The organism is Mitsuaria sp. PDC51 (assembly GCF_900113225.1).
Taxonomy (GTDB): Bacteria; Pseudomonadota; Gammaproteobacteria; order Burkholderiales; family Burkholderiaceae_C; genus Roseateles.
On sequence record NZ_FOZE01000001.1, the window covers coordinates 2,048,701 to 2,066,533 of the forward strand.

The window sequence follows — 17,833 nt, forward strand, 5'->3', positions numbered from 1 at the left end:
GGTGACGGTTCAGTAACGGACCCTCAAGACGTCGCAGTGTTCCTGCGCATCGAGGCGCGCCAACCGCCGTCGTTTGACATCCATCAACGCTTCCCGGCGCGGGCTGACTACGCTCCCCAACCTCGCTGCCGACGCGTGTCGGCCGGGCCCCCTCCAGCCCCTCGCGCCCCTCACGCGTCCTCCTTCCCAAGCCTGCGTTCCGCGCCTGTCGACCATGCCGCATCACGCCCCGCCGCTGTCTGCGATGCCGACCTCCGTCCTGCCCTTGTCCGCGACCGCGCTGGACCGGTCCGCGGACGAGCTCGCGCAGGCCACGCAGCGCGGCGCGCCGCATCGGCCGCTGGTCGGCATGCGATTGGGGCTGTTCTGCGGTGACGAACGGTCCGAGACGGTCCGCTGTCTGCGCGAGGCCGCGCAGGCGCTGGGCGCGCAGGTCACGATGCTGGACCCGGCGCGGGCGCTGGAGGAGGGCGCCGCGCTCGACGAGATCGCCCGGCTGCTGGGCCATCTCTACGCGGCGGTGGCGTGCGAAGGCGTGCCCGCCGCCGTCATGCGCGGCCTGGCGATGGCCGCGGTGGTGCCGGTGCTGGACGCGCGGGCGGTGCTGGCGCCCGCGTCTGGACGCGGCACGGGCGCCGAGCGGCGCCCGTGGATCGCGCAGGCGGCGCTGCTGGCCGCGCTGCGCTGAAGCGCGCTTACTTCTTCTTGTCGGCCGCCTTGGTGGCCTGCTCCAGGGCCTGCGCCTCCTGCAAATGATGCTGCAAGGCCGGCAGCATCTTGGCGGCCCAGGCCTTCACGTCGGCGTCCTTGGCGTCCTTGGACGCCTTCTCGAACAGCTTGACGGCGTCCTTGTGGGCGCCGACCTGGTTTTCGGCGTAATGGTGGTCGAAGCTGGTCCCGTCGCGCTGCTCCAGGATCTTGGCCTTGCCCTTCTGGACCATCGAGGCATCGGTCGGGAGCTTCACCCCCTTGGACGCGGCCAAGGTCTGCAGTTCCGAATCCGCCTTCTTGTGGTCGTCGATCATCTTCTGGGCGAAGGCCTTGACGTCGGCGCTGGTGCCCTTCTTGAGCGCGAGGTCGGCGGCCGCGATCTCGGCGAAGTTGGACTCGGCGGCGTTTTTCATGAAGCTGCTGTCCGCGTGCGAACGCGCCGCGGAGGCCGGCGCGGCCGCGGTCGTGGCGGTCTGGGCGGCGACGGTGCCGGCGGCCAGGGCGCCGCCCAGGGCGAGGGCGATCGCGGCGATCGCGGGCAGGGCGCGCGGGCGGGAGGAGGCGATGACGGTCATGGGGATCACTCCATGAAGTGGTGATGTCCGGGAGACAGCAATCCCGGTTCCCGCGCCGCCGTCCGCCGGGCGGCCTCGATCGCGCGTCAGGACGTCGGCAGCGCCTTGTACTGCTGACCCACCTCCGTCAGCGTGCCGGCGGCGCCGAACAGGCTGGTGAAATGCGGATCCGGCGACCAGCGGCCGGTGAACCACGCATAACGGAGCACGTCGGCGCGGGTCTCGCAGGTCTTGACCATGTCCGCCATCTGCGCCTTCTGCTTGGCCGCCGAGTCGACCTGCGCGCTTCCGTCGCCGACATGCCAGTTGGCCATCTCGGTGATCCAGAACGGCTTGCCGTACTTCTCCAGCCGCTTGAGCTGGTCGGCCAGCCCGTAGTCGTACCAGTGGAAGGCGAGCGCGTCGATCTGCGGATCGCGCCCGCCGTTGGCATTGCGGTAGGCGGCGATGAAGGCATCCATCCAGACCACCGGGTCGGCGTAGCCGGCCATCGTGCCCCAGGTGATCGCCGGACCGACGAGCTTGACGCCGGTCTGGCGCGCGACCTCCTCGTATCGCGGCCACTGGGCGGCGGCTTCCGCCGGCGTCTTGTTGGCCTGGTCGGTCAGGTTGGGTTCGTTGAGCACCAGCAGGGACTTCACGGCCGGACGCGACTTCAGGTAGGCGACCACCTCCGCCGTGTCGAAGTCGAAGTTCCACAGCATCGGCACGTGTTCCATCGCGCCGGCGATGGCGGGCTGGGCGAGCACCGCCGCATTGGGCTTGAGCGCCCAGTTCACCCACCAGCCGACGGTGCCGCCCGACAGCGCGCTGAAATCGGCGGCGTCCTTCAGGTCGTACGCCAGGCCGCGCTTGACCGTCGAGGTCGCCGGCGGTGGCGCGGGCGGGGTGGGCGCGGCAGGTGTGGCCGGCTCGCCACCACCGCCGCCGCCGCAGGCGGTCAGCGTGGCGCCGAGGACGCCGGCGCCGGCCATCGTGAGCAGGCGACGGCGCTGGGCATCGGGGGGCGGCGGGGCGACGAGCGCGTTCAGGGGATCGACCGCGTGCTCGGCGGCAGGCATCGGGGTTGGCTTCATGGGGCGGGCCTCTTCTTGGATGGAGGCGGCCCGCCGCTCTCCCTCCCGAGGAGAACGCGTCGCGCGGGCCTCGTGCGCCCGCGGACCGGCGGAGCCGCCGGATCGACCTGTCCCTGACAGAAGGGACAAGTCTTGCGGGGGCGGAGTATGGCCGGGCGTTCGTGTTCTTGTCCCGCACCGAAACACATCGTTAAGGTTTCCCTGCGTTTGCGTTAACACCGCTACCTCCAAAGAGGCAAGGATCGCCGGCTGCCCGTTCCGTGGCGACCGCGCCGCGGGCGGGCGGCGGTGCAATCCCTAGGCTGAGCGCCTCCCTGGGGGGCAAAGTGACTTTCGACCACTGTGCGCGGTTACAGCTGTCAATAGAGTCCATGACATGCAACTGTTCCGCTGCCTCCGACGCGATGGCTGATCTCGACCTCGACGCGCTGCTTGCCCCGCTGCAGGACGACGCCCCGTGTGGCGCCGACCTGGAGTACGACCCTGCCTTCCTCGCCCTGGAAGCGGCGGGCGCCGGCAAGCCGGAGCAGCAGTACGGCGACACCGTCATCCCGGCCGAGGAGCCGGATTGGCCCGCCGTGCACGAACAGGCCCTGGCCCTGGCCCGGCGCACCCGCGACCTGCGCGTGGCCGTGTGGCTGGCCCGCGCCGGCGCCCGGCTGCACGGCTTCGGCGCGGCGCTCGACGGCCTGTCGCTGATCCGCGGCCTGCTGGAGCGCCATTGGGCGCACGTCCATCCGCAGCTGGACGCCTCGGACAACGACGACCCCACGATGCGCCTGAACGCGCTGCAGCCGCTGGTCAGCGGCACGGCGGCGATCGCCGATTTCCGCGCCGCCAGCCTGACCGGCCAGCGCGGCGGCCCCCGGGTGCGCGACGTGGAACTGGCGCTCGGCAATGCCGATCCGATCGCCGATGAATCCGTGCCCTCGCCCGAAGGCCTGATGGCCGGACTGGCGGCCCAGGCCGCGAACGACCCGGCGCTGGCCGCCCGGCTGCATGAATCGCTCCCGATCGCGCAAGGCATCGTCGCGGCGATCGAAACCCAGCTCGGCGCCGGCCAAGGCCCCGATTTCGCGCCGCTGCTGCGCCTGTTCAAGCCGCTGGCCGCCGCCGCCGGACAGCTGCAGGGGCAGGGCGGCGAGGCGGTCGCGGCGCCCGTGGACGGCGCCAGCGCGCCGGCCGGCCTCGCGGTCGGCGCCGTGGTGGCCGGCGCGGTCGCCGCGCCCGGCACCATCGCCAGCCGCGACGACGCGGTCCGCGCGCTGCAGCGCGTGTGCGAATGGATCGAGCGCCACGAGCCCAGCAATCCCGCACCGCTGCTGATCCGCCGCGCGCAGCGGCTGATGAGCAAGTCCTTCCTGGAAATCATGCGCGACCTGAATCCGGACGGCGTGCATGAGATCGAGAAGCTCGCCGGCACGCCGAGCGAGTGATCCGCATCGCCTTCCTTCCCTCCACGGTTTCCACCCTTCACCCGATCCACGCTTCAAGGAGCACCCCATGGCCACCAGCAGCCAGAAGTTCATCGCCAGGAATCGCGCCCCGCGCGTGCAGATCGAGTACGACGTCGAGCTCTACGGCGCCGAGAAGAAGGTCCAGCTGCCCTTCGTGATGGGCGTGCTGTCGGACCTGTCGGGCAAGCCCACCGAGCCGCTGCCGCCGGTGTCGGACCGCAAGTTCCTGGACTTCGACGTCGACAACTTCGACGCCCGCATGAAGGCGATGAAGCCGCGCGTCTCGTTCGCCGTGCCCAACACGCTGACCGGCGAAGGCAACCTGATGGTCGACCTGACCTTCGAGTCGATGGACGACTTCTCGCCCGCCGCGGTCGCGCGCAAGGTGGACGGTCTCAAGCAGCTGCTCGAGGCGCGCCAGCAACTGGCCAACCTGATCACCTACATGGATGGCAAGGCCGGCGCCGAGCAGCTGATCGCCAAGGTGGTCAAGGACGAGGCGCTGCTGAAGTCCCTGGCCTCGGCCCAGAAACCCGCCGACGACGCCGCCGCGCAATAAGCGCCGCGCGCCTTCAGACCCCTAGCCGGACCCCACGGAGCACGCACCATGGCCGAAGAGATCCTCTCGCAAGCCTCGCCCTCGCTGCAGGGCATCGAATATGAAGGCGGCGAGTTCGCCTCGCTGCTGAACAAGGAATTCAAGCCCAAGACCGACGAGGCCAAGTCCGCCGTCGAGCAGGCGGTGCTGACGCTGGCGCAGCAGGCGCTGTCGCAGACCCAGCTGATCGGCAGCGACGTCATCGTCTCGATCGAGTCGATGATCGCGGAGATCGACAAGAAGCTGTCCGAGCAGGTCAACGCGATCCTGCACCACGCCGAGTTCCAGCAGCTGGAGTCGGCCTGGCGCGGCCTGCACTACCTGGTCAACAACACCGAGACCGACGAGCAGCTCAAGATCCGCGTCATGAGCATCTCCAAGAACGATCTCGGCAAGACGCTCAAGCGCTACAAGGGCACGGCCTGGGACCAGAGCCCGATCTTCAAGCGCGTCTATGAAGAGGAATTCGGCCAGTTCGGCGGCGAGCCCTTCGGCTGCATCGTCGGCGACTACTACTTCGACCACAGCCCGCCCGACGTCGAGCTGCTGGGCGAGATCGCCAAGGTCTCGGCCGCCGCCCACTCGCCCTTCATCGCCGCGGCGAATCCCTCGCTGATGCAGATGGGCTCGTGGCAGGAGCTCGCCAACCCGCGCGACCTGACCAAGATCTTCAGCACGCCCGAGTACGCCGCCTGGAAGTCGCTGCGCGAGTCCGACGACGCGCGCTACATCGGCCTGGCCATGCCGCGTTTCCTGGCGCGCCTGCCCTACGGCGCGAAGACCAATCCGGTCGAGGAGTTCAACTTCGAGGAAGAGACCGGTGGCGGTGAGCACGCCAAGTACACCTGGGCCAACTCGGCCTACGCGATGGCGACCAACATCAACCGCTCGTTCAAGACCTACGGCTGGTGCACCCGCATCCGCGGCGTCGAGGCGGGCGGCGCGGTCGAGGGCCTGCCGGCCCACACCTTCCCGACCGACGAGGGCGGCGTGGCCATGAAGTGCCCCACCGAGATCGCCATCAGCGACCGCCGCGAGGCCGAGCTGGCCAAGAACGGCTTCATGCCGCTGGTGCACCGCAAGAACTCCGACTTCGCCGCCTTCATCGGCGCGCAGTCGCTGCAGAAGCCCGCCGAGTACGACGATCCGGACGCCACCGCCAATGCCAACCTGGCCGCGCGGCTGCCGTATCTGTTCGCCTGCAACCGCTTCGCCCATTACCTGAAGTGCATCGTGCGCGACAAGGTGGGCTCGTTCAAGGAACGCGCCGACATGGAGAAGTGGCTGAACAAGTGGATCATGAACTACGTCGACGGCGATCCCGCCAACTCCTCGGAGACGACGAAGTCGCAGAAGCCGCTGGCCTCGGCCGAGGTGGTGGTCGAGGAGATCCCGGGCAATCCCGGCTACTACTCGTCGAAATTCTTCCTGCGTCCGCATTACCAGCTCGAGGGCCTGACGGTCTCGCTGCGGCTGGTCTCGACGCTGCCGTCGCAGAAGGGCAAGTGAGGCGGCGGGTCGCCCCGGCGGCCCGCGCGAAGGAAACAAAGAAATCGCGCGCAACGACGCGCGACGCGTCCAAGGGAGCGCTGTCGAAGGCGCCGTTCTGAAATTTTCGAGGCGATGAGCCAACCGGGCCCTCGGGCCCGAAATCCCGGTTTCCGCATGCGGTGAGCGTTGATGCGGAGACTTTTTTCAAAGAGTCCATCTAGGAGAAACCGACCATGACGATCGACGCCAATCTGAAGTTCGCCGGAGTCGAAGGCGAATCCACCCACAAGGACCACAAGGGCGAGATTGATCTGCTCGCCTGGTCGTGGGATGTGCGTCAGGAAAGCACCGCCGCCGCCGGCACCGGTTCCGGCAAGGGCAAGGGCATTCCCGGCCAGTTCGTGTTCGCGCACTACTACGACAAGGCGTCCCCGGTGCTGGCCAAGGCCTGCGCCTCGGGCAAGCACTTCGACCAGGCCGTCCTGACCTGCCGCAAGGCCGGCGAAGGCCAGCAGGACTTCCTGAAGGTCACGCTGAAGCAGGTGCTGGTGACCAACGTCGCCCCGTCGGCCTCCGCCGGTGGCGAGATCAGCGAGAGCGTGGCCCTGTCGTACGCGGACATCGAGTTCGAGTACAAGGCCCAAGACGCCAAGGGCGGCCTGGGCGGCGCGGTCAAGTTCGGCTGGAACGTGGCCACGACCGAAACCCGTTGATCGGCGGGGCGCCGGTGCGAGCCGGCGCCTTCCGTTCGCGGATCCGCGGCGCGACGGCCCCTGGCCGGCCGCGCCGCGCTCGGACAACGCATGACGGTGCGCCGCCTGGCGCGCACGCCGTCATCCGTTGTCCATGCCGGAGCGAAAGATGAATCCGATGACCAGCGGCGGCGCGACCAGCGCCGACATGTACCTGGACCTGTCGCTCAAGCGGGCGGGCAAGGTCAAGGGCGAATCCACCTCGGCGGGCCACGCCGGCGACGTCGTCGTGCGCGGCTTCAGCTGGGGCGTGGGCGCCGCCGGCGATGCGGTGGCGGGCCAGCAGACCGGCCGCCGCAGCTATCGCCAGCTCACGATCACCAAGGACCTGGACAGCGCCAGCACCGCGCTGATGAGCGCGGTGGCGACCAACGACGAGGTCAAGTCCGCCAAGCTCTACCTGCGCAAGGCGGGCGGCGCGCAGGAGGACTACTTCTGCCTGACGCTGGAGAAGGCCCGCATCGCTTCCTACGACATCGACTGCGATGCCGACGGCGCGCCGGTCGAGCGCATCGCGATGAGCTTCCAGAAGGTCTCCATCGAGTACCGGACCCAGAACGCCAAGGGCGCGATGGGCGGCACCCACACCTTCGACGACGACCTGACCTGACCGGCCCGTTCCCGCGCGGCGGGCGAGGGCGGGTCTGCACCCCAACAACGACGAGATGTCACGGAGCATGCGATGAGCGCAGTGCAGGAACTGCTGGCGGCGAGCCGCCCGACCGAGGCGCTGGCCGCGGCGCAGGCGGAGGTCCGGCAGCATCCGCAGGACGCCAAGCTGCGCACGATGCTGTTCCAGCTGCTGGCGGTGACCGGCCAGTGGGCGCGGGCGGCGGCGCAGTTGGAAGTCTGCGGCGAGCTGGACGCCGGCACGCTGGCGATGGTCAACACCTACCGCGAGGCGCTCAAGTGCGAGCTGGTGCGCGAGGCCGTCTTCGAGGGCCGCACCACGCCCATGGTGATGGGCGAGCCCGCCGAGTGGGTCGCGAACCTGGTGCATGCGCTCAAGCTCGACCACGACGGCGACGCGGCCGGCGCGCGGCAGCTGCGCGCGCAGGCGCTGGAGGCCGCGCCGGCCACCGCCGGCACGATCGACGGCCAGGCATTCGAGTGGCTGTGCGACGGCGACTCGCGCCTGGGCCCGGTGCTGGAGGCCGTGATCAACGGCCGCTACTGCTGGGTGCCGTTCTCCGCGCTGAAGGAAATCCACATCGAGCCGCCGACCGACCTGCGCGACCTGGTCTGGGCCGCGGCGCACCTGGAGTTCCCCAACGGCGGCGCCTCGGTGGCGCTGATCCCGACGCGCTACCCGCGCAGCGTGGCCTTCGACGACGAACGCGTCTGGCTGTCGCGCCGCACCGAATGGCAGCCGCTGCCGGGATCGGAGGACGACCAGTACGCCGGCATCGGCCAGCGCGTGCTGATGAGCGACCAAGGCGAGGCAGGATTGCTGGATGTCCGTCTCATCGAATTGAGGAAGTGAATGCCCTGCCGTCCGTCCCGTCCGTTCCTGTCCCGCGCCACCCGGGCGCCATCCGTCCTGTCCGCTGGCGTGCCGGCCACGGTGTCGCCCGCGGCGTCCCCGCTCCGTTCGATCGCGATGAAGGCGGTCCTGGCCGTGGCCGGGACCATCGTCGCGTCGTCCGTCCACGCCGACGCGGGATCGATGCCGCCGGCGGCGAAGACCGCGGCGGCCAAGGCCGCGCCCTCCGCGAAGGCGGCCTGGCGCGCGCTGTCGCCCGAGGCCTGCACGCCGCTGGCCGACGCCGACCGGGCCAAGCTGCCCGCCAGCTGGGCCAAGTACCTCGACGCGGCGCGCCGCTGCGAGCTGGCGGCGCCGGGCGGCACGCCGCGCGTGGCGCTGATCTCGGTCTTCGCCGAGACCTATTACGCCACCCGCGCCGCTGACGCGCCGTGGGAGGACTTCCCCAAACCGATGCTGGTCGACCGCGAGTTCCGCTGCGTCGGCGGGCTGCCCGAGCTGTTCCCCTTCGATCAACCGCGGACATTGACGCTGCGCCACGGCCTGTGGCGTGACGGCGTGCCGCAGGAAATCCGCGTCCATGTCAGCAACCCGGCCGTCGGCGGCGATTACGCGCTGCCGGCGCTGCGTTGGGACGCGGCCGAACACCGTTACCGCGCAGCGGGCGCCAAGCCGTCCGCGGACTCCCCATGCCCGACATCCTGAATCCCTCCGCCACCGAACCCGTCACGGCCGCCCAGCTCAAGCAGGTCGCCGACGAGGCCTACGAGAAGTACCCCGGCTCCTGCAGCCACGCCGTGTGGCACGTCATCAAGCGCTACATCCCGGACCAGGAGTACCGCACCGCCAATTCGCTGGTCGCCTTCCTGAAGGCCGACAAGCGCTGGAAGGAGACGCCGGTGTCCGAGCTGGCCGAGCGCGCCAGTCGCGGCGAGCTGATCGTCGGCGGCCTGGTGACGCAGCCCAACGGCCACGTGATCGTCGTCTATCCCGGCGCGGCCAAGCCGGCCGGCGGGTATGCCTACACCTCGGGCGGCAAGTCCCAGACCATGCGCGCCCGCGGCATGTATCCGCTGGCGATGTCGACCTCGCTGGGCGGCTGGGCCGGCGCCAAGAGCAAGGGCGACAAGACGATCTGGGACCCCTGGGCCAACGACGGCAAGTTCGCCGAGGTCGTCTTCTGGCGCCTGGACACCGGCGCCGCGAAGTGAGCGGATCCGCGCCGCGCGAGCCATGACCCAGATCACCCGCGATCGCCTGCAGCCGGCCCTGCTGGACCGCCTCACCGACGACGATCCCTTCCACCGCGTCGAGGCGGAGGAGCGCCGCGTCATGACCAAGTCGCAGCTGCGCCAGGCGGTGCTGCGCGACCTGGGCTGGCTGTTCAACGCCATCCAGCCGCTGGGCAAGGCCTGCGACCCGTATGCGCGGGTCGGCGACAGCGTGCTGAACTTCGGCCTGCCGGCGCTGTCGGGGCAGCTGGCCTCGCGCATCGACGTGCACCTGCTGGAGAAGCAGATCCGCCAGGCCATCCTGCGCTTCGAGCCGCGCATCCTGCCCGACACGCTCGAGGTCCGCGCGATCGAGACGCAGAGCGTCATGGACACCCACAACGTGATCGAGTTCGACATCCGCGGCCACCTCTGGTCGCAGCCGGTGCCGCTGGAGATCCTGCTGCGCACGCAGATGGACCTCGAGGCGGGGCAGGTCGAGGTGCGCGAGGGCTGAGGACGCGCGATGGATCCCCGGCTGCTGCGCCTTTACAACGACGAGCTCGCCCACCTGCGCGAGGTCGGCGCCGAGTTCGCGCGCGACTTCCCCAAGATCGCCGCGCGCCTGGGCCTGGAGGATGCGGAGGTCGCCGACCCCTATGTCGAGCGGCTGCTGGAGGGTTTCGCTTTCCTGTCGGCGCGGGTGCAGCTCAAGCTCGACGCCGAGCATCCGCGCCTGATCGCCCACCTGCTGGAGTCGATCTACCCCAACTTCCTGGCGCCGGTGCCGTCGATGATGATCGCGCGCTTCGGCGTCGATCCGACCGACCCCAACCTCTCCAAGGGCCACCCGGTGCCGCGGGGCAGCGTGCTGCAGTCCGGCGTGCCGCGCGGCCAGGACACCCGCTGCGAGTTCCGCACCGCCCATGACGTGACGCTGTGGCCGCTGACGCTGGACGACGTCCAGTACTTCAGCCACGCGCCCGACCTGCCGATGTCGCGCCTGCCCGATGCCGCCGGCAGCCGCGGCGGGCTGCGGCTGCGGCTCAAGACCGGCGGCGGCATTCCGGTGCGCCAGCTGGGGCTGGACCGGCTCGCGCTCTACCTGAGCGCGCCCGACGAGGTCGCCTATCGCCTGCACGAGCTGGCGCTGGGCGCGCCGCTGGGCAGCTTCGTCACCGGCGAGGGCATCGACGCCCCCGCGGTGCCGGCGCAGTGGCGGTCCGCGGCCAGCATCCGCCCGCTGGGCTTCGCGCCGGACGAGGCGCTGTTGCCCGAGACGCATCGCAACTTCTCCGGATGCCGGCTGATGCAGGAGCTGGCCGCGATGCCGCGGCGCTTCCTGTTCCTCGAGATCGACCAGCTCGCCGAGCGCCTGGCGCGGGTGGAGGGCACGAGCTTCGAGATCGTGCTGTTCTTCAGCCGCGGCGACGGCGCGCTGGAGGCGATGGTCGACGTGGACAGCGTCTCGCTGCACTGCACGCCGGCGATCAACCTGTTCCCGAAGCGGCTGGACCGCATCCAGCTCGGCACCGGCAGCTGGGAGTACCACGTCGTCCCGGACCGCACCCGGCCGATGGACTACGAGATCCACAGCCTGCAGTCGGTGACCGGCTACGGGGCCGGGGCGCTGGGCCAGCAGGGCTTCGAGCCGCTGTACGCGACCTACCACCAGGCGCCGCCCGAGGCGCCCGGCTTCTACACGGTGCGGCGCGAGCCGCGCCTGCTGTCGACGCGCCAGAAGGAGCAGGGGCCGCGCACCGGCTACATCGGCGACGAGGTCTTCCTGTCGCTGGTCGACCCGCGCCATGCGCCTTATCGCGAGGACATCCGCCAGCTGTCGGTCTCGGCACTGGTGACCAACCGCGACCTGCCGATGCTGCTGCCGCACAACGGCGCCGGCGCCTGGCGGCTGGACGCGGCGGGCCCGGTGCTCAAGGTCGAGGCGGTGCATGGCCCGACGCGGCCGGTCAACCGCCAGCCGGTGGGCGAGGCGGGCTGGAGCCTGGTGGGCCTGCTGACGCAGCAGCAACTGCCCTGGGCCGACGAGCCGCCCGCGCAGGCCGCGGCGACGCTGCGCCGCCTGCTGGCGCTGTACGGCCCGCCGAGCGATCCGGCCTGGCTGCGCCAGGTGGAGGGCGTCCGGGGCGTCGATGCGCAACCGGTCGTGCGGCGCCTGCCGTTCACCGGGCCGCTGAGCTTCGGCGCGGGCACCGAGATCACGCTGGAGCTCGACGAGTTGGCCTTCCAGGGCCACAGCGCCTATCTGTTCGCGAGCGTGCTGGAGCGCTACTTCACCCGCCACGCGGCGATCAACAGCTTCACGCAGCTGAGCCTGCGCACGCCGCAGCGCGGCCAGGTCAAGCGCTGGGCGCCGCGCATCGGCGGCGATGCCGAGGGCCGCGCGCAGCGCACGGAACGCGACGGACGAGCCTCCCCGGGGAGCCGTCCATGAACGTGCGCGACGCCGGCGGGTCGGACGACGCCCAGGCGCCGTCCGCCGCGGGAGGCGCGGTACCGGGCGCTGCGGCGGCCGCGAGCGCCGCGGTCAGCGACGCCGAGGACGCGGGCGCGGAGCCGTCTCCCGCCGCGCTGCTGGCGCGTCGTCCCGCGCGCCGCGGCGAGCACGACGCGGCGCTGCGCGCGCTCTTCGAGAGCGTGGAGGCGACGCCCTGGGCCCATGACTTCTTCGCGCTGCTGCGCCGCATCGAAGGCCTGACGCCCGATGTGCCGCGGCTGGGGCGCGGCCTGCGGCCGTCGCAGGAGGCGATCCGGCTGGGTCAGGAGCCCGAGCTGGACTTCGCGCCGGCGGCGCTGGCCAGCCTGACCCGCGGGCAGAACCCCGCGCCGCGGCTGGGCGTGCGCTTCTTCGGGCTGCTCGGTCCGCAGGGGCCGATGCCGCTGCACCTGACCGAATACACCCGCGAGCGGCTGCATCAGCGCGGCGACCCGACGCTGAGCCGCTTCCTCGACGTCTTCCATCACCGGCTGCTGCTGCATTTCTACCGCGCCTGGGCCCAGTCCCAGCCCGCGGTGCAGCATGACCGGCCAGCCACGGACCGTTATGCCGCCTGGCTGGGCGCCGCCACCGGGCTGGACGGCGCGCAGCGGCCGGCGGACTCGCTGCCGCAGACCGCGCGCCTGTTCCAGGCCGGGCTGCACGGCGGGCGGGCGCAGCACGCCGAGGGGCTGGCCAAGATCCTGTCGCTGCACTTCGGGGTGCCGGTGCGCATCGAGCAGCACGTGCCGCACTGGCTGCCCGTCGAGGACGGCGAGCGCACGCGGCTGGGCTTCGCGCGCCAGCGGCCGGAGCGCATCGGCCGCGAGCTGCCGCGGCTGGGCGTCGACACCGCCTGCGGCAACAAGGCCTGGGACCGGCAGTACCGTTTCCGCGTCGTGCTGGGCCCGCTGACGCTGCGCCAGTACGAGGGCTTCCTGCCCGACGGCGACGCGTGGCGGCCGCTCAACGACTGGATCCGGCAGTACGTCGGCCACAACCTGCAATGGGAGCTGCAGCCGGTGCTGCGCCGCGACGAGGTGCCCGCCGCGGCGCTGAGCGGCCGCGCGCGCCTGGGCTTCACGTCCTGGACCGGCCGCTCGGGCGGCCGTCCGCATCGTCACGACCGGGGCGACCTGCACCTGCATCCGCGACAGCGGGTGAAGGGACGGGCCACGCCACCGGCATCACAGGGAGCATCGTCATGACAGAAATCGCCCGCACCAGCCTCTTCGGCAAGCTCAATCCGCTGGCCTACAAGGCGATCGAAGGCGCCACCGTGTTCTGCAAGCTGCGCGGCAATCCATACGTGGAGCTGCAGCACTGGCTGTACCAGATCCTCAACACGCCGGACTCGGACCTGCATCGCATCGTCAAGCATTACGGGCTGGACGCGGCGCAGCTGTCGGCCGACCTGATGGCCTCGCTGGACCGGCTGCCGCGCGGCGCCACGTCGGTCACCGACCTGTCGAGCTGGGTCGAGAACGCGGTCGAGCGCGGCTGGGTCTACGGCTCGCTGATGTTCGGCGACCAGCAGGTGCGCACCGGCCATCTGGTGCTGGGGATGCTGAAGACGGCGTCGATGCGCAACGTGCTGCTGTCGGTGTCCAAGCAGTTCGAGAAGATCCCGGTCGACGACCTGAGCGAGCATTTCAACCAGATCCTGGAAGGCTCGCCCGAGCGCGCGATGCGCGCGGCCGAGCCAGGCGCGGCGCCCGGTGACGCGAGCGGCGCGATCGCGCCGGCGGCGATGGGCAAGCAGGAGGCGCTCAAGCGCTTCGCGGTGGACCTGACCGAGCGCGCGCGTAATGGCGAGATCGATCCGATCGCCGGCCGCGACGAGGAGATCCGCCAGATCGTCGACATCCTGATGCGCCGGCGCCAGAACAACCCGATCCTGACGGGCGAGGCGGGCGTGGGCAAGACGGCGGTGGTGGAGGGCTTCGCGCTGCGCCTGGCGCAGGGCGACGTGCCGCCGCAGCTCAAGGACGTGTCGCTGTACATGCTGGACATCGGCCTGCTGCAGGCGGGCGCGAGCATGAAGGGCGAATTCGAGAACCGGCTGCGCCAGGTCATCGACGAGGTGCAGGCCTCGCCCAAGCCGATCATCCTGTTCATCGACGAGGCGCACACGCTGATCGGCGCGGGCGGCGCGGCGGGCACGGGCGACGCGGCCAACCTGCTCAAGCCGGCGCTGGCGCGGGGCAAGCTGCGCACGATCGCGGCGACGACCTGGGCCGAATACAAGAAGCACATCGAGAAGGATCCGGCGCTGACGCGGCGTTTCCAGGTCGTGCAGGTGCCCGAGCCCGATGAGCACAAGGCGGTGCTGATGCTGCGCGGCGTGGCCTCCATCCTGGAGAAGCATCACCGCGTGGCGCTGCTGGACGAGGGCATCGAGGCCGCGGTGCGTCTGAGCCACCGCTACATCCCGGCACGGCAACTGCCGGACAAGGCGGTGAGCCTGCTGGACACCGCCTGCGCGCGCGTGGCGGTGAGCCAGCACGCGACGCCGGCGGAGCTGGAGGACTGCCTGCGCCGCATCCAGGCGCTGGAGATCGAGCGCGAGATCATCGCGCGCGAGGGCGCGATCGGCATGGACGTCGCGGAGCGCCAGCAGCGCGTGGCGGCGGCGCTGGACGAATCGCAGACGCGCAAGGCGGAGCTGGAGGCGCGCCACCTGAAAGAGAAGGGCATGGTCGACCGCGTGCTGGCGCTGCACGCGCTGCTGCGCAAGGACGGGGAGGGCGCGCCTTCGGAAGATGAGCGTGGCCCGCTGCTGAGCGAGCTGCACGGCCTGCGCGCCGAACTGGCGACGCTGCAGGGCGATGCGCCGCTGATCCTGCCGCAGGTGGACGAGCAGGCGGTGGCCGCGGTGGTGCAGGACTGGACCGGCATTCCGGTCGGCCGCATGGTGCGCAACGAGCTGCAGGCGGTGCTGCAGCTGGCCGACACGCTGAATCAGCGCGTGGTGGGCCAGCGGCATGCGCTGGAGATGATCGCCAAGCGCATCGAGGTCTCGCGCGCGGGGCTGGACAACCCGAGCAAGCCGATCGGCGTGTTCCTGCTGGCGGGCACCTCGGGCGTGGGCAAGACCGAGACGGCGCTGGCGCTGGCCGAGGCGCTCTATGGTGGCGAGCAGAACGTCATCACCATCAACATGAGCGAGTTCCAGGAGGCGCACACCGTCTCGACGCTCAAGGGCTCGCCGCCGGGGTATGTCGGCTACGGCGAGGGCGGCGTGCTGACCGAGGCGGTGCGCCGCCGGCCGTACAGCGTGGTGCTGCTGGATGAAGTCGAGAAGGCTCACCCGGACGTGCACGAGCTGTTCTTCCAGGTCTTCGACAAGGGCTGGATGGAGGACGGCGAGGGCCGCTACATCGACTTCAAGAACACCATCATCCTGCTGACGAGCAACGCGGGCAGCGACCTGATCATGAAGCTGTGCGCGGATCCGGAGCTGATGCCGGAGCCGGAGGGCATCGCCAAGGCGCTGCGGGAGCCGCTGCTGAAGGTGTTCCCGGCGGCGCTGCTGGGCCGGCTGGTGACGATCCCGTACTACCCGCTGAGCGAGGAGATGCTGGGCCAGATCGTGCGTCTGCAACTGGGCCGCATCCAGAAGCGCGTGGGCGAGAACCTGGGCGTGCCGCTGAGCTTCGGCGACGACGTGGTGAAGCTGATCATCAGCCGCTGCAACGAGGTCGAGAGCGGCGGCCGGGTGGTGGACGCGATCCTGACGAACACGGTGCTGCCGCGCATCAGCCGGGAATACCTGACGCGCCTGACCAATGGCCAGACGATCACCAAGGTCGCGCTGAACGTGAAGGATGGGGACTTCGAGTACGGGTTCGATTGAAGCCGGAAACTTGCTCGCGTGAGCACCGGCGGTATCGAGCTCGTATGAAGACATCTTCGAAACTTTCGGCAGCGACCGCGAGGCAAGTACCCGAAGTCGCTGCGGCGCAAGCTCGAAGCGGCTCGTCATCCACTTCCACGAAGTGATCGGCGAGCGCTGAACCATGGAACTGGCCAAGACCTTCCTGCTGTTCGTCGTCACCGCCGTCGCCGAGATCGTCGGGTGCTATCTGCCGTATCTCTGGCTCAAGCAGGACAAGTCCGCGTGGCTGCTCGTGCCCGCGGCCGGCAGCCTGGCGCTCTTCGCCTGGTTGCTGACCTTGCATCCGACCGCTGCGGGCCGCGTCTACGCGGCCTATGGCGGTGTGTACATCGGCGTGGCGATGGTCTGGCTGATGCTCGTCGACAAGGTCAAGCCCACGCCCACCGACTGGATTGGCGTGGCCGTCAGCCTGGTGGGAATGGCGATCATCATCCTGGGGCGCCGGCCGGAGGCTTGATCCGCGCGCTTGACGCTCAGGGCTGGCCGATCGTCAAGGTCCCATCCTGTGCGTTGCCCGGCTCCCCGCCGACCGTGCGGCGATCGACCTGGCCCTCGCAGCCGCGCGCGCTGCATTGGTAGGCGACCAGCCGCAGCGGCTTGCCGGCCTTGGGCTCCGAGCGCTCGACCACGCGCAGCGTGAGCGTGCCCGCGGTGGCGCCCGACACCAGCGAATCGCAGCCCGTCCAGTACCCGACGAAGCGATGCGCCGTCGCGCCCGGCGCCGCGCCGTTGAAGGGCACCAGCACCACGCTGGTCCAGCGCTGGAAGGTGCCGCTCTTGCCCACGCCCGCGTGCGAGAACTCCAGGCAACTGCCCCAGCGCTGACCGCCCGCCATCACGCGGTACGCGTCGGTCGGCGTCCAGTCCAGGTCGGGCAGGGCGTCGCCGCCCGGCGCCTTGTGCTCGACGACCTGCAGCCGCTGGCCGCCCTCGGCGCGCGCGAACCCGCCCTTGTCGCGGTCGATGCGCAACTCGCCGGCATCGACGAAGCAGCCCTGGGGGCCGCACCAGCCTTCGGTCTTGATTGGGGTCAGCGTCGCCGCCGTGGCTGGACCGCGGAGCAGGTCGCGCAACTCGGTGGCGTTCTTCGCCAGGGCGTCGGCCTGGGCGGCGCAGGCGGCGAAGGCCGAGCAGGCGAGGGCGATCGCGGCGAGGGCAACGGGACGCTGGGGGTGCATCAGTCGTATTCCTTGTTGTTGGTGGCCTTCACGAAGTCCGCGTTGTACTTCCAGAAGATCGTGCCGCCATAGGCGGCGGTGGACTCGTATTTGTAATCCCATTTGCCGCGCAGCTTCGTCTTCTGCCCTTGCGCGTTGCGCCACCACTCTTCGCCGGGGACGTCCTTGTCCTTGATGTCGTAGATGTTGTGCTTCGGGTCGGTGATGTGGATGCCGGCCTTGACCTTGGGATGCTTGTCGTAGTTGGACTTGATGTCGGCGCCGTCCCAGAAGTAGGCGCCGTTCGAGTAGTCCGTGCCGCTGGGATCGAGCGCATTGCGCGCGCCGCGCACGGCGTCGTTCATGCCGGCGTCCTTGGCGATCTCCTCGGCGCTGGCCTTGATCAGCTTGCCGTGGCGCTGGTTGCCGTCATGCGCGGCGAAGGCGAAGGTCTTGTCGGCCTTGATGAAGGCGCTGATCGTCTTGTAGCCGCGGGCCTTCTGCTGGCGCACCAGCACGTTGGCGATGGCGGCCATCTCCTCGTAGACGTTGCCGGTCGAGCCCTCGCCATAAGCGACGGCGGCCAGCGCGCGAGTGTCGTCATCGATGGCCGGCGGCTTGTCGCGCGGCGCGGTGCCGACCGGGGCCGGCAGCGGCGACGCGGCGCGCACCAGGGTGCCGTCGTCGATGTCGAAGCAATTGGCGCCGGCGCCAAGCGGCCCGGGAATGCGGCAGGCAGGCATGGAGATCTCCTGGATACGACCCCGGAGGCCGCGGGCAGCGCAAGTCCTGCCCCTGATGCGGATGGGGAGGATGGACGGTAACGGGCGCCGGGCGGCGGCCAAAGTGACTTTCGCCTCTTTTGCGCGCGATAGGCGCCCCCTACCGTGTCGGCCAGGGAGATCCTGGAAGACCTATGGCCTCACC

18 protein-coding genes are annotated in these 17,833 nt (G+C 70.3%); 14 read left to right on the forward strand and 4 right to left on the reverse strand.

Annotated features, from left to right (window positions below; genetic code table 11):
• The first annotated feature begins 244 nt into the window (after positions 1 to 244).
• Positions 245 to 688, forward strand: coding sequence for a hypothetical protein (locus BM393_RS08970; protein WP_141225266.1), 444 nt, complete (start codon positions 245 to 247; stop codon positions 686 to 688).
• A gap of 7 nt (positions 689 to 695) precedes the next feature.
• Here the strand turns inward: BM393_RS08970 and BM393_RS08975 are convergent, their stop codons facing one another.
• Both BM393_RS08975 and BM393_RS08980 read right to left on the reverse strand, forming a co-directional pair.
• Positions 696 to 1,286 (reverse strand): DUF4142 domain-containing protein, encoded by a 591-nt coding sequence (locus tag BM393_RS08975; protein WP_091724436.1) that lies wholly within the window; start codon positions 1,284 to 1,286, stop codon positions 696 to 698.
• An 86-nt stretch (positions 1,287 to 1,372) separates the two neighbouring features.
• Positions 1,373 to 2,362 carry a glycosyl hydrolase gene (locus BM393_RS08980; protein WP_254783293.1) on the reverse strand — a complete coding sequence of 330 codons (990 nt, stop codon included), beginning with the start codon at positions 2,360 to 2,362 and terminating at the stop codon, positions 1,373 to 1,375.
• Positions 2,363 to 2,766: 404 nt separating this feature from the next.
• Between BM393_RS08980 and tssA the strand changes: the two genes are divergently transcribed.
• From tssA to BM393_RS09045, 13 genes are all read left to right on the forward strand, one after another.
• On the forward strand, positions 2,767 to 3,798 hold the full coding sequence (gene tssA, locus BM393_RS08985; RefSeq protein ID WP_175538240.1) for a type VI secretion system protein TssA: 1,032 nt from the start codon (positions 2,767 to 2,769) through the stop codon (positions 3,796 to 3,798).
• Positions 3,799 to 3,865: 67 nt separating this feature from the next.
• Positions 3,866 to 4,378 carry a type VI secretion system contractile sheath small subunit gene (gene tssB, locus BM393_RS08990; protein ID WP_091724438.1) on the forward strand — a complete coding sequence of 171 codons (513 nt, stop codon included), beginning with the start codon at positions 3,866 to 3,868 and terminating at the stop codon, positions 4,376 to 4,378.
• 48 nt (positions 4,379 to 4,426) lie between these two features.
• Positions 4,427 to 5,926 (forward strand): type VI secretion system contractile sheath large subunit, encoded by a 1,500-nt coding sequence (gene tssC / locus BM393_RS08995; RefSeq protein WP_091724439.1) that lies wholly within the window; start codon positions 4,427 to 4,429, stop codon positions 5,924 to 5,926.
• 215 nt (positions 5,927 to 6,141) lie between these two features.
• Positions 6,142 to 6,621, forward strand: a complete 480-nt coding sequence (locus BM393_RS09000; protein ID WP_091724440.1) for a type VI secretion system tube protein Hcp — start codon at positions 6,142 to 6,144, stop codon at positions 6,619 to 6,621.
• Between the two features lie 148 nt (positions 6,622 to 6,769).
• Positions 6,770 to 7,270, forward strand: a complete 501-nt coding sequence (locus BM393_RS09005) for a type VI secretion system tube protein Hcp (RefSeq protein WP_175538241.1) — start codon at positions 6,770 to 6,772, stop codon at positions 7,268 to 7,270.
• A gap of 72 nt (positions 7,271 to 7,342) precedes the next feature.
• On the forward strand, positions 7,343 to 8,143 hold the full coding sequence (locus tag BM393_RS09010; RefSeq protein WP_091724442.1) for a type VI secretion system accessory protein TagJ: 801 nt from the start codon (positions 7,343 to 7,345) through the stop codon (positions 8,141 to 8,143).
• A gap of 117 nt (positions 8,144 to 8,260) precedes the next feature.
• Complete coding sequence (locus BM393_RS09015; RefSeq protein ID WP_091724443.1) at positions 8,261 to 8,848, forward strand: hypothetical protein; 588 nt, start codon at positions 8,261 to 8,263, stop codon at positions 8,846 to 8,848.
• Positions 8,833 to 9,354 carry a hypothetical protein gene (locus BM393_RS09020; protein WP_091724444.1) on the forward strand — a complete coding sequence of 174 codons (522 nt, stop codon included), beginning with the start codon at positions 8,833 to 8,835 and terminating at the stop codon, positions 9,352 to 9,354. The genes BM393_RS09015 and BM393_RS09020 overlap by 16 nt, the downstream gene beginning before the upstream one ends.
• 22 nt (positions 9,355 to 9,376) lie before the next feature.
• A complete protein-coding gene (tssE, locus tag BM393_RS09025) occupies positions 9,377 to 9,871 on the forward strand; it encodes a type VI secretion system baseplate subunit TssE (protein WP_091724445.1) in 495 nt (164 codons plus the stop codon).
• A 9-nt stretch (positions 9,872 to 9,880) separates the two neighbouring features.
• On the forward strand, positions 9,881 to 11,809 hold the full coding sequence (gene tssF, locus BM393_RS09030; RefSeq protein WP_091724446.1) for a type VI secretion system baseplate subunit TssF: 1,929 nt from the start codon (positions 9,881 to 9,883) through the stop codon (positions 11,807 to 11,809).
• Complete coding sequence (gene tssG / locus BM393_RS09035; RefSeq protein WP_091724447.1) at positions 11,806 to 13,059, forward strand: type VI secretion system baseplate subunit TssG; 1,254 nt, start codon at positions 11,806 to 11,808, stop codon at positions 13,057 to 13,059. The genes tssF and tssG overlap by 4 nt, the downstream gene beginning before the upstream one ends.
• Positions 13,056 to 15,707: a type VI secretion system ATPase TssH gene (gene tssH / locus BM393_RS09040; RefSeq protein WP_091724448.1), complete on the forward strand. Its 2,652-nt coding sequence runs from the start codon at positions 13,056 to 13,058 to the stop codon at positions 15,705 to 15,707. Before tssG ends, tssH begins: the two co-directional genes overlap by 4 nt.
• A gap of 163 nt (positions 15,708 to 15,870) precedes the next feature.
• The gene (locus BM393_RS09045; protein WP_091724449.1) at positions 15,871 to 16,206 is read left to right on the forward strand and encodes a YnfA family protein; all 336 of its coding nucleotides are present in this window, start codon (positions 15,871 to 15,873) and stop codon (positions 16,204 to 16,206) included.
• A gap of 16 nt (positions 16,207 to 16,222) precedes the next feature.
• Here the strand turns inward: BM393_RS09045 and BM393_RS09050 are convergent, their stop codons facing one another.
• Together BM393_RS09050 and BM393_RS09055 are read right to left on the reverse strand one after the other, a co-directional pair.
• Entirely contained in the window at positions 16,223 to 16,927 is a 705-nt protein-coding gene (locus BM393_RS09050) for a hypothetical protein (protein WP_091724450.1), read from the reverse strand.
• Positions 16,927 to 17,649, reverse strand: a complete 723-nt coding sequence (locus tag BM393_RS09055) for a hypothetical protein (protein ID WP_254783294.1) — start codon at positions 17,647 to 17,649, stop codon at positions 16,927 to 16,929. Before BM393_RS09055 ends, BM393_RS09050 begins: the two co-directional genes overlap by 1 nt.
• Positions 17,650 to 17,833 lie beyond the last annotated feature (184 nt).

What these genes read in the sequence shown, in the direction of transcription:
- BM393_RS08970 (WP_141225266.1), top strand. Translation starts at nt 245, where the DNA reads ATGCCGACCTCCGTCCTGCCCTTGTCCGCGACCGCGCTGGACCGGTCC.
- BM393_RS08975 (WP_091724436.1), bottom strand. Translation starts at nt 1,286, where the DNA reads ATGACCGTCATCGCCTCCTCCCGCCCGCGCGCCCTGCCCGCGATCGCC.
- BM393_RS08980 (WP_254783293.1), bottom strand. Translation starts at nt 2,362, where the DNA reads ATGAAGCCAACCCCGATGCCTGCCGCCGAGCACGCGGTCGATCCCCTG.
- tssA (WP_175538240.1), top strand. Translation starts at nt 2,767, where the DNA reads ATGGCTGATCTCGACCTCGACGCGCTGCTTGCCCCGCTGCAGGACGAC.
- tssB (WP_091724438.1), top strand. Translation starts at nt 3,866, where the DNA reads ATGGCCACCAGCAGCCAGAAGTTCATCGCCAGGAATCGCGCCCCGCGC.
- tssC (WP_091724439.1), top strand. Translation starts at nt 4,427, where the DNA reads ATGGCCGAAGAGATCCTCTCGCAAGCCTCGCCCTCGCTGCAGGGCATC.
- BM393_RS09000 (WP_091724440.1), top strand. Translation starts at nt 6,142, where the DNA reads ATGACGATCGACGCCAATCTGAAGTTCGCCGGAGTCGAAGGCGAATCC.
- BM393_RS09005 (WP_175538241.1), top strand. Translation starts at nt 6,770, where the DNA reads ATGAATCCGATGACCAGCGGCGGCGCGACCAGCGCCGACATGTACCTG.
- BM393_RS09010 (WP_091724442.1), top strand. Translation starts at nt 7,343, where the DNA reads ATGAGCGCAGTGCAGGAACTGCTGGCGGCGAGCCGCCCGACCGAGGCG.
- BM393_RS09015 (WP_091724443.1), top strand. Translation starts at nt 8,261, where the DNA reads ATGAAGGCGGTCCTGGCCGTGGCCGGGACCATCGTCGCGTCGTCCGTC.
- BM393_RS09020 (WP_091724444.1), top strand. Translation starts at nt 8,833, where the DNA reads ATGCCCGACATCCTGAATCCCTCCGCCACCGAACCCGTCACGGCCGCC.
- tssE (WP_091724445.1), top strand. Translation starts at nt 9,377, where the DNA reads ATGACCCAGATCACCCGCGATCGCCTGCAGCCGGCCCTGCTGGACCGC.
- tssF (WP_091724446.1), top strand. Translation starts at nt 9,881, where the DNA reads ATGGATCCCCGGCTGCTGCGCCTTTACAACGACGAGCTCGCCCACCTG.
- tssG (WP_091724447.1), top strand. Translation starts at nt 11,806, where the DNA reads ATGAACGTGCGCGACGCCGGCGGGTCGGACGACGCCCAGGCGCCGTCC.
- tssH (WP_091724448.1), top strand. Translation starts at nt 13,056, where the DNA reads ATGACAGAAATCGCCCGCACCAGCCTCTTCGGCAAGCTCAATCCGCTG.
- BM393_RS09045 (WP_091724449.1), top strand. Translation starts at nt 15,871, where the DNA reads ATGGAACTGGCCAAGACCTTCCTGCTGTTCGTCGTCACCGCCGTCGCC.
- BM393_RS09050 (WP_091724450.1), bottom strand. Translation starts at nt 16,927, where the DNA reads ATGCACCCCCAGCGTCCCGTTGCCCTCGCCGCGATCGCCCTCGCCTGC.
- BM393_RS09055 (WP_254783294.1), bottom strand. Translation starts at nt 17,649, where the DNA reads ATGCCTGCCTGCCGCATTCCCGGGCCGCTTGGCGCCGGCGCCAATTGC.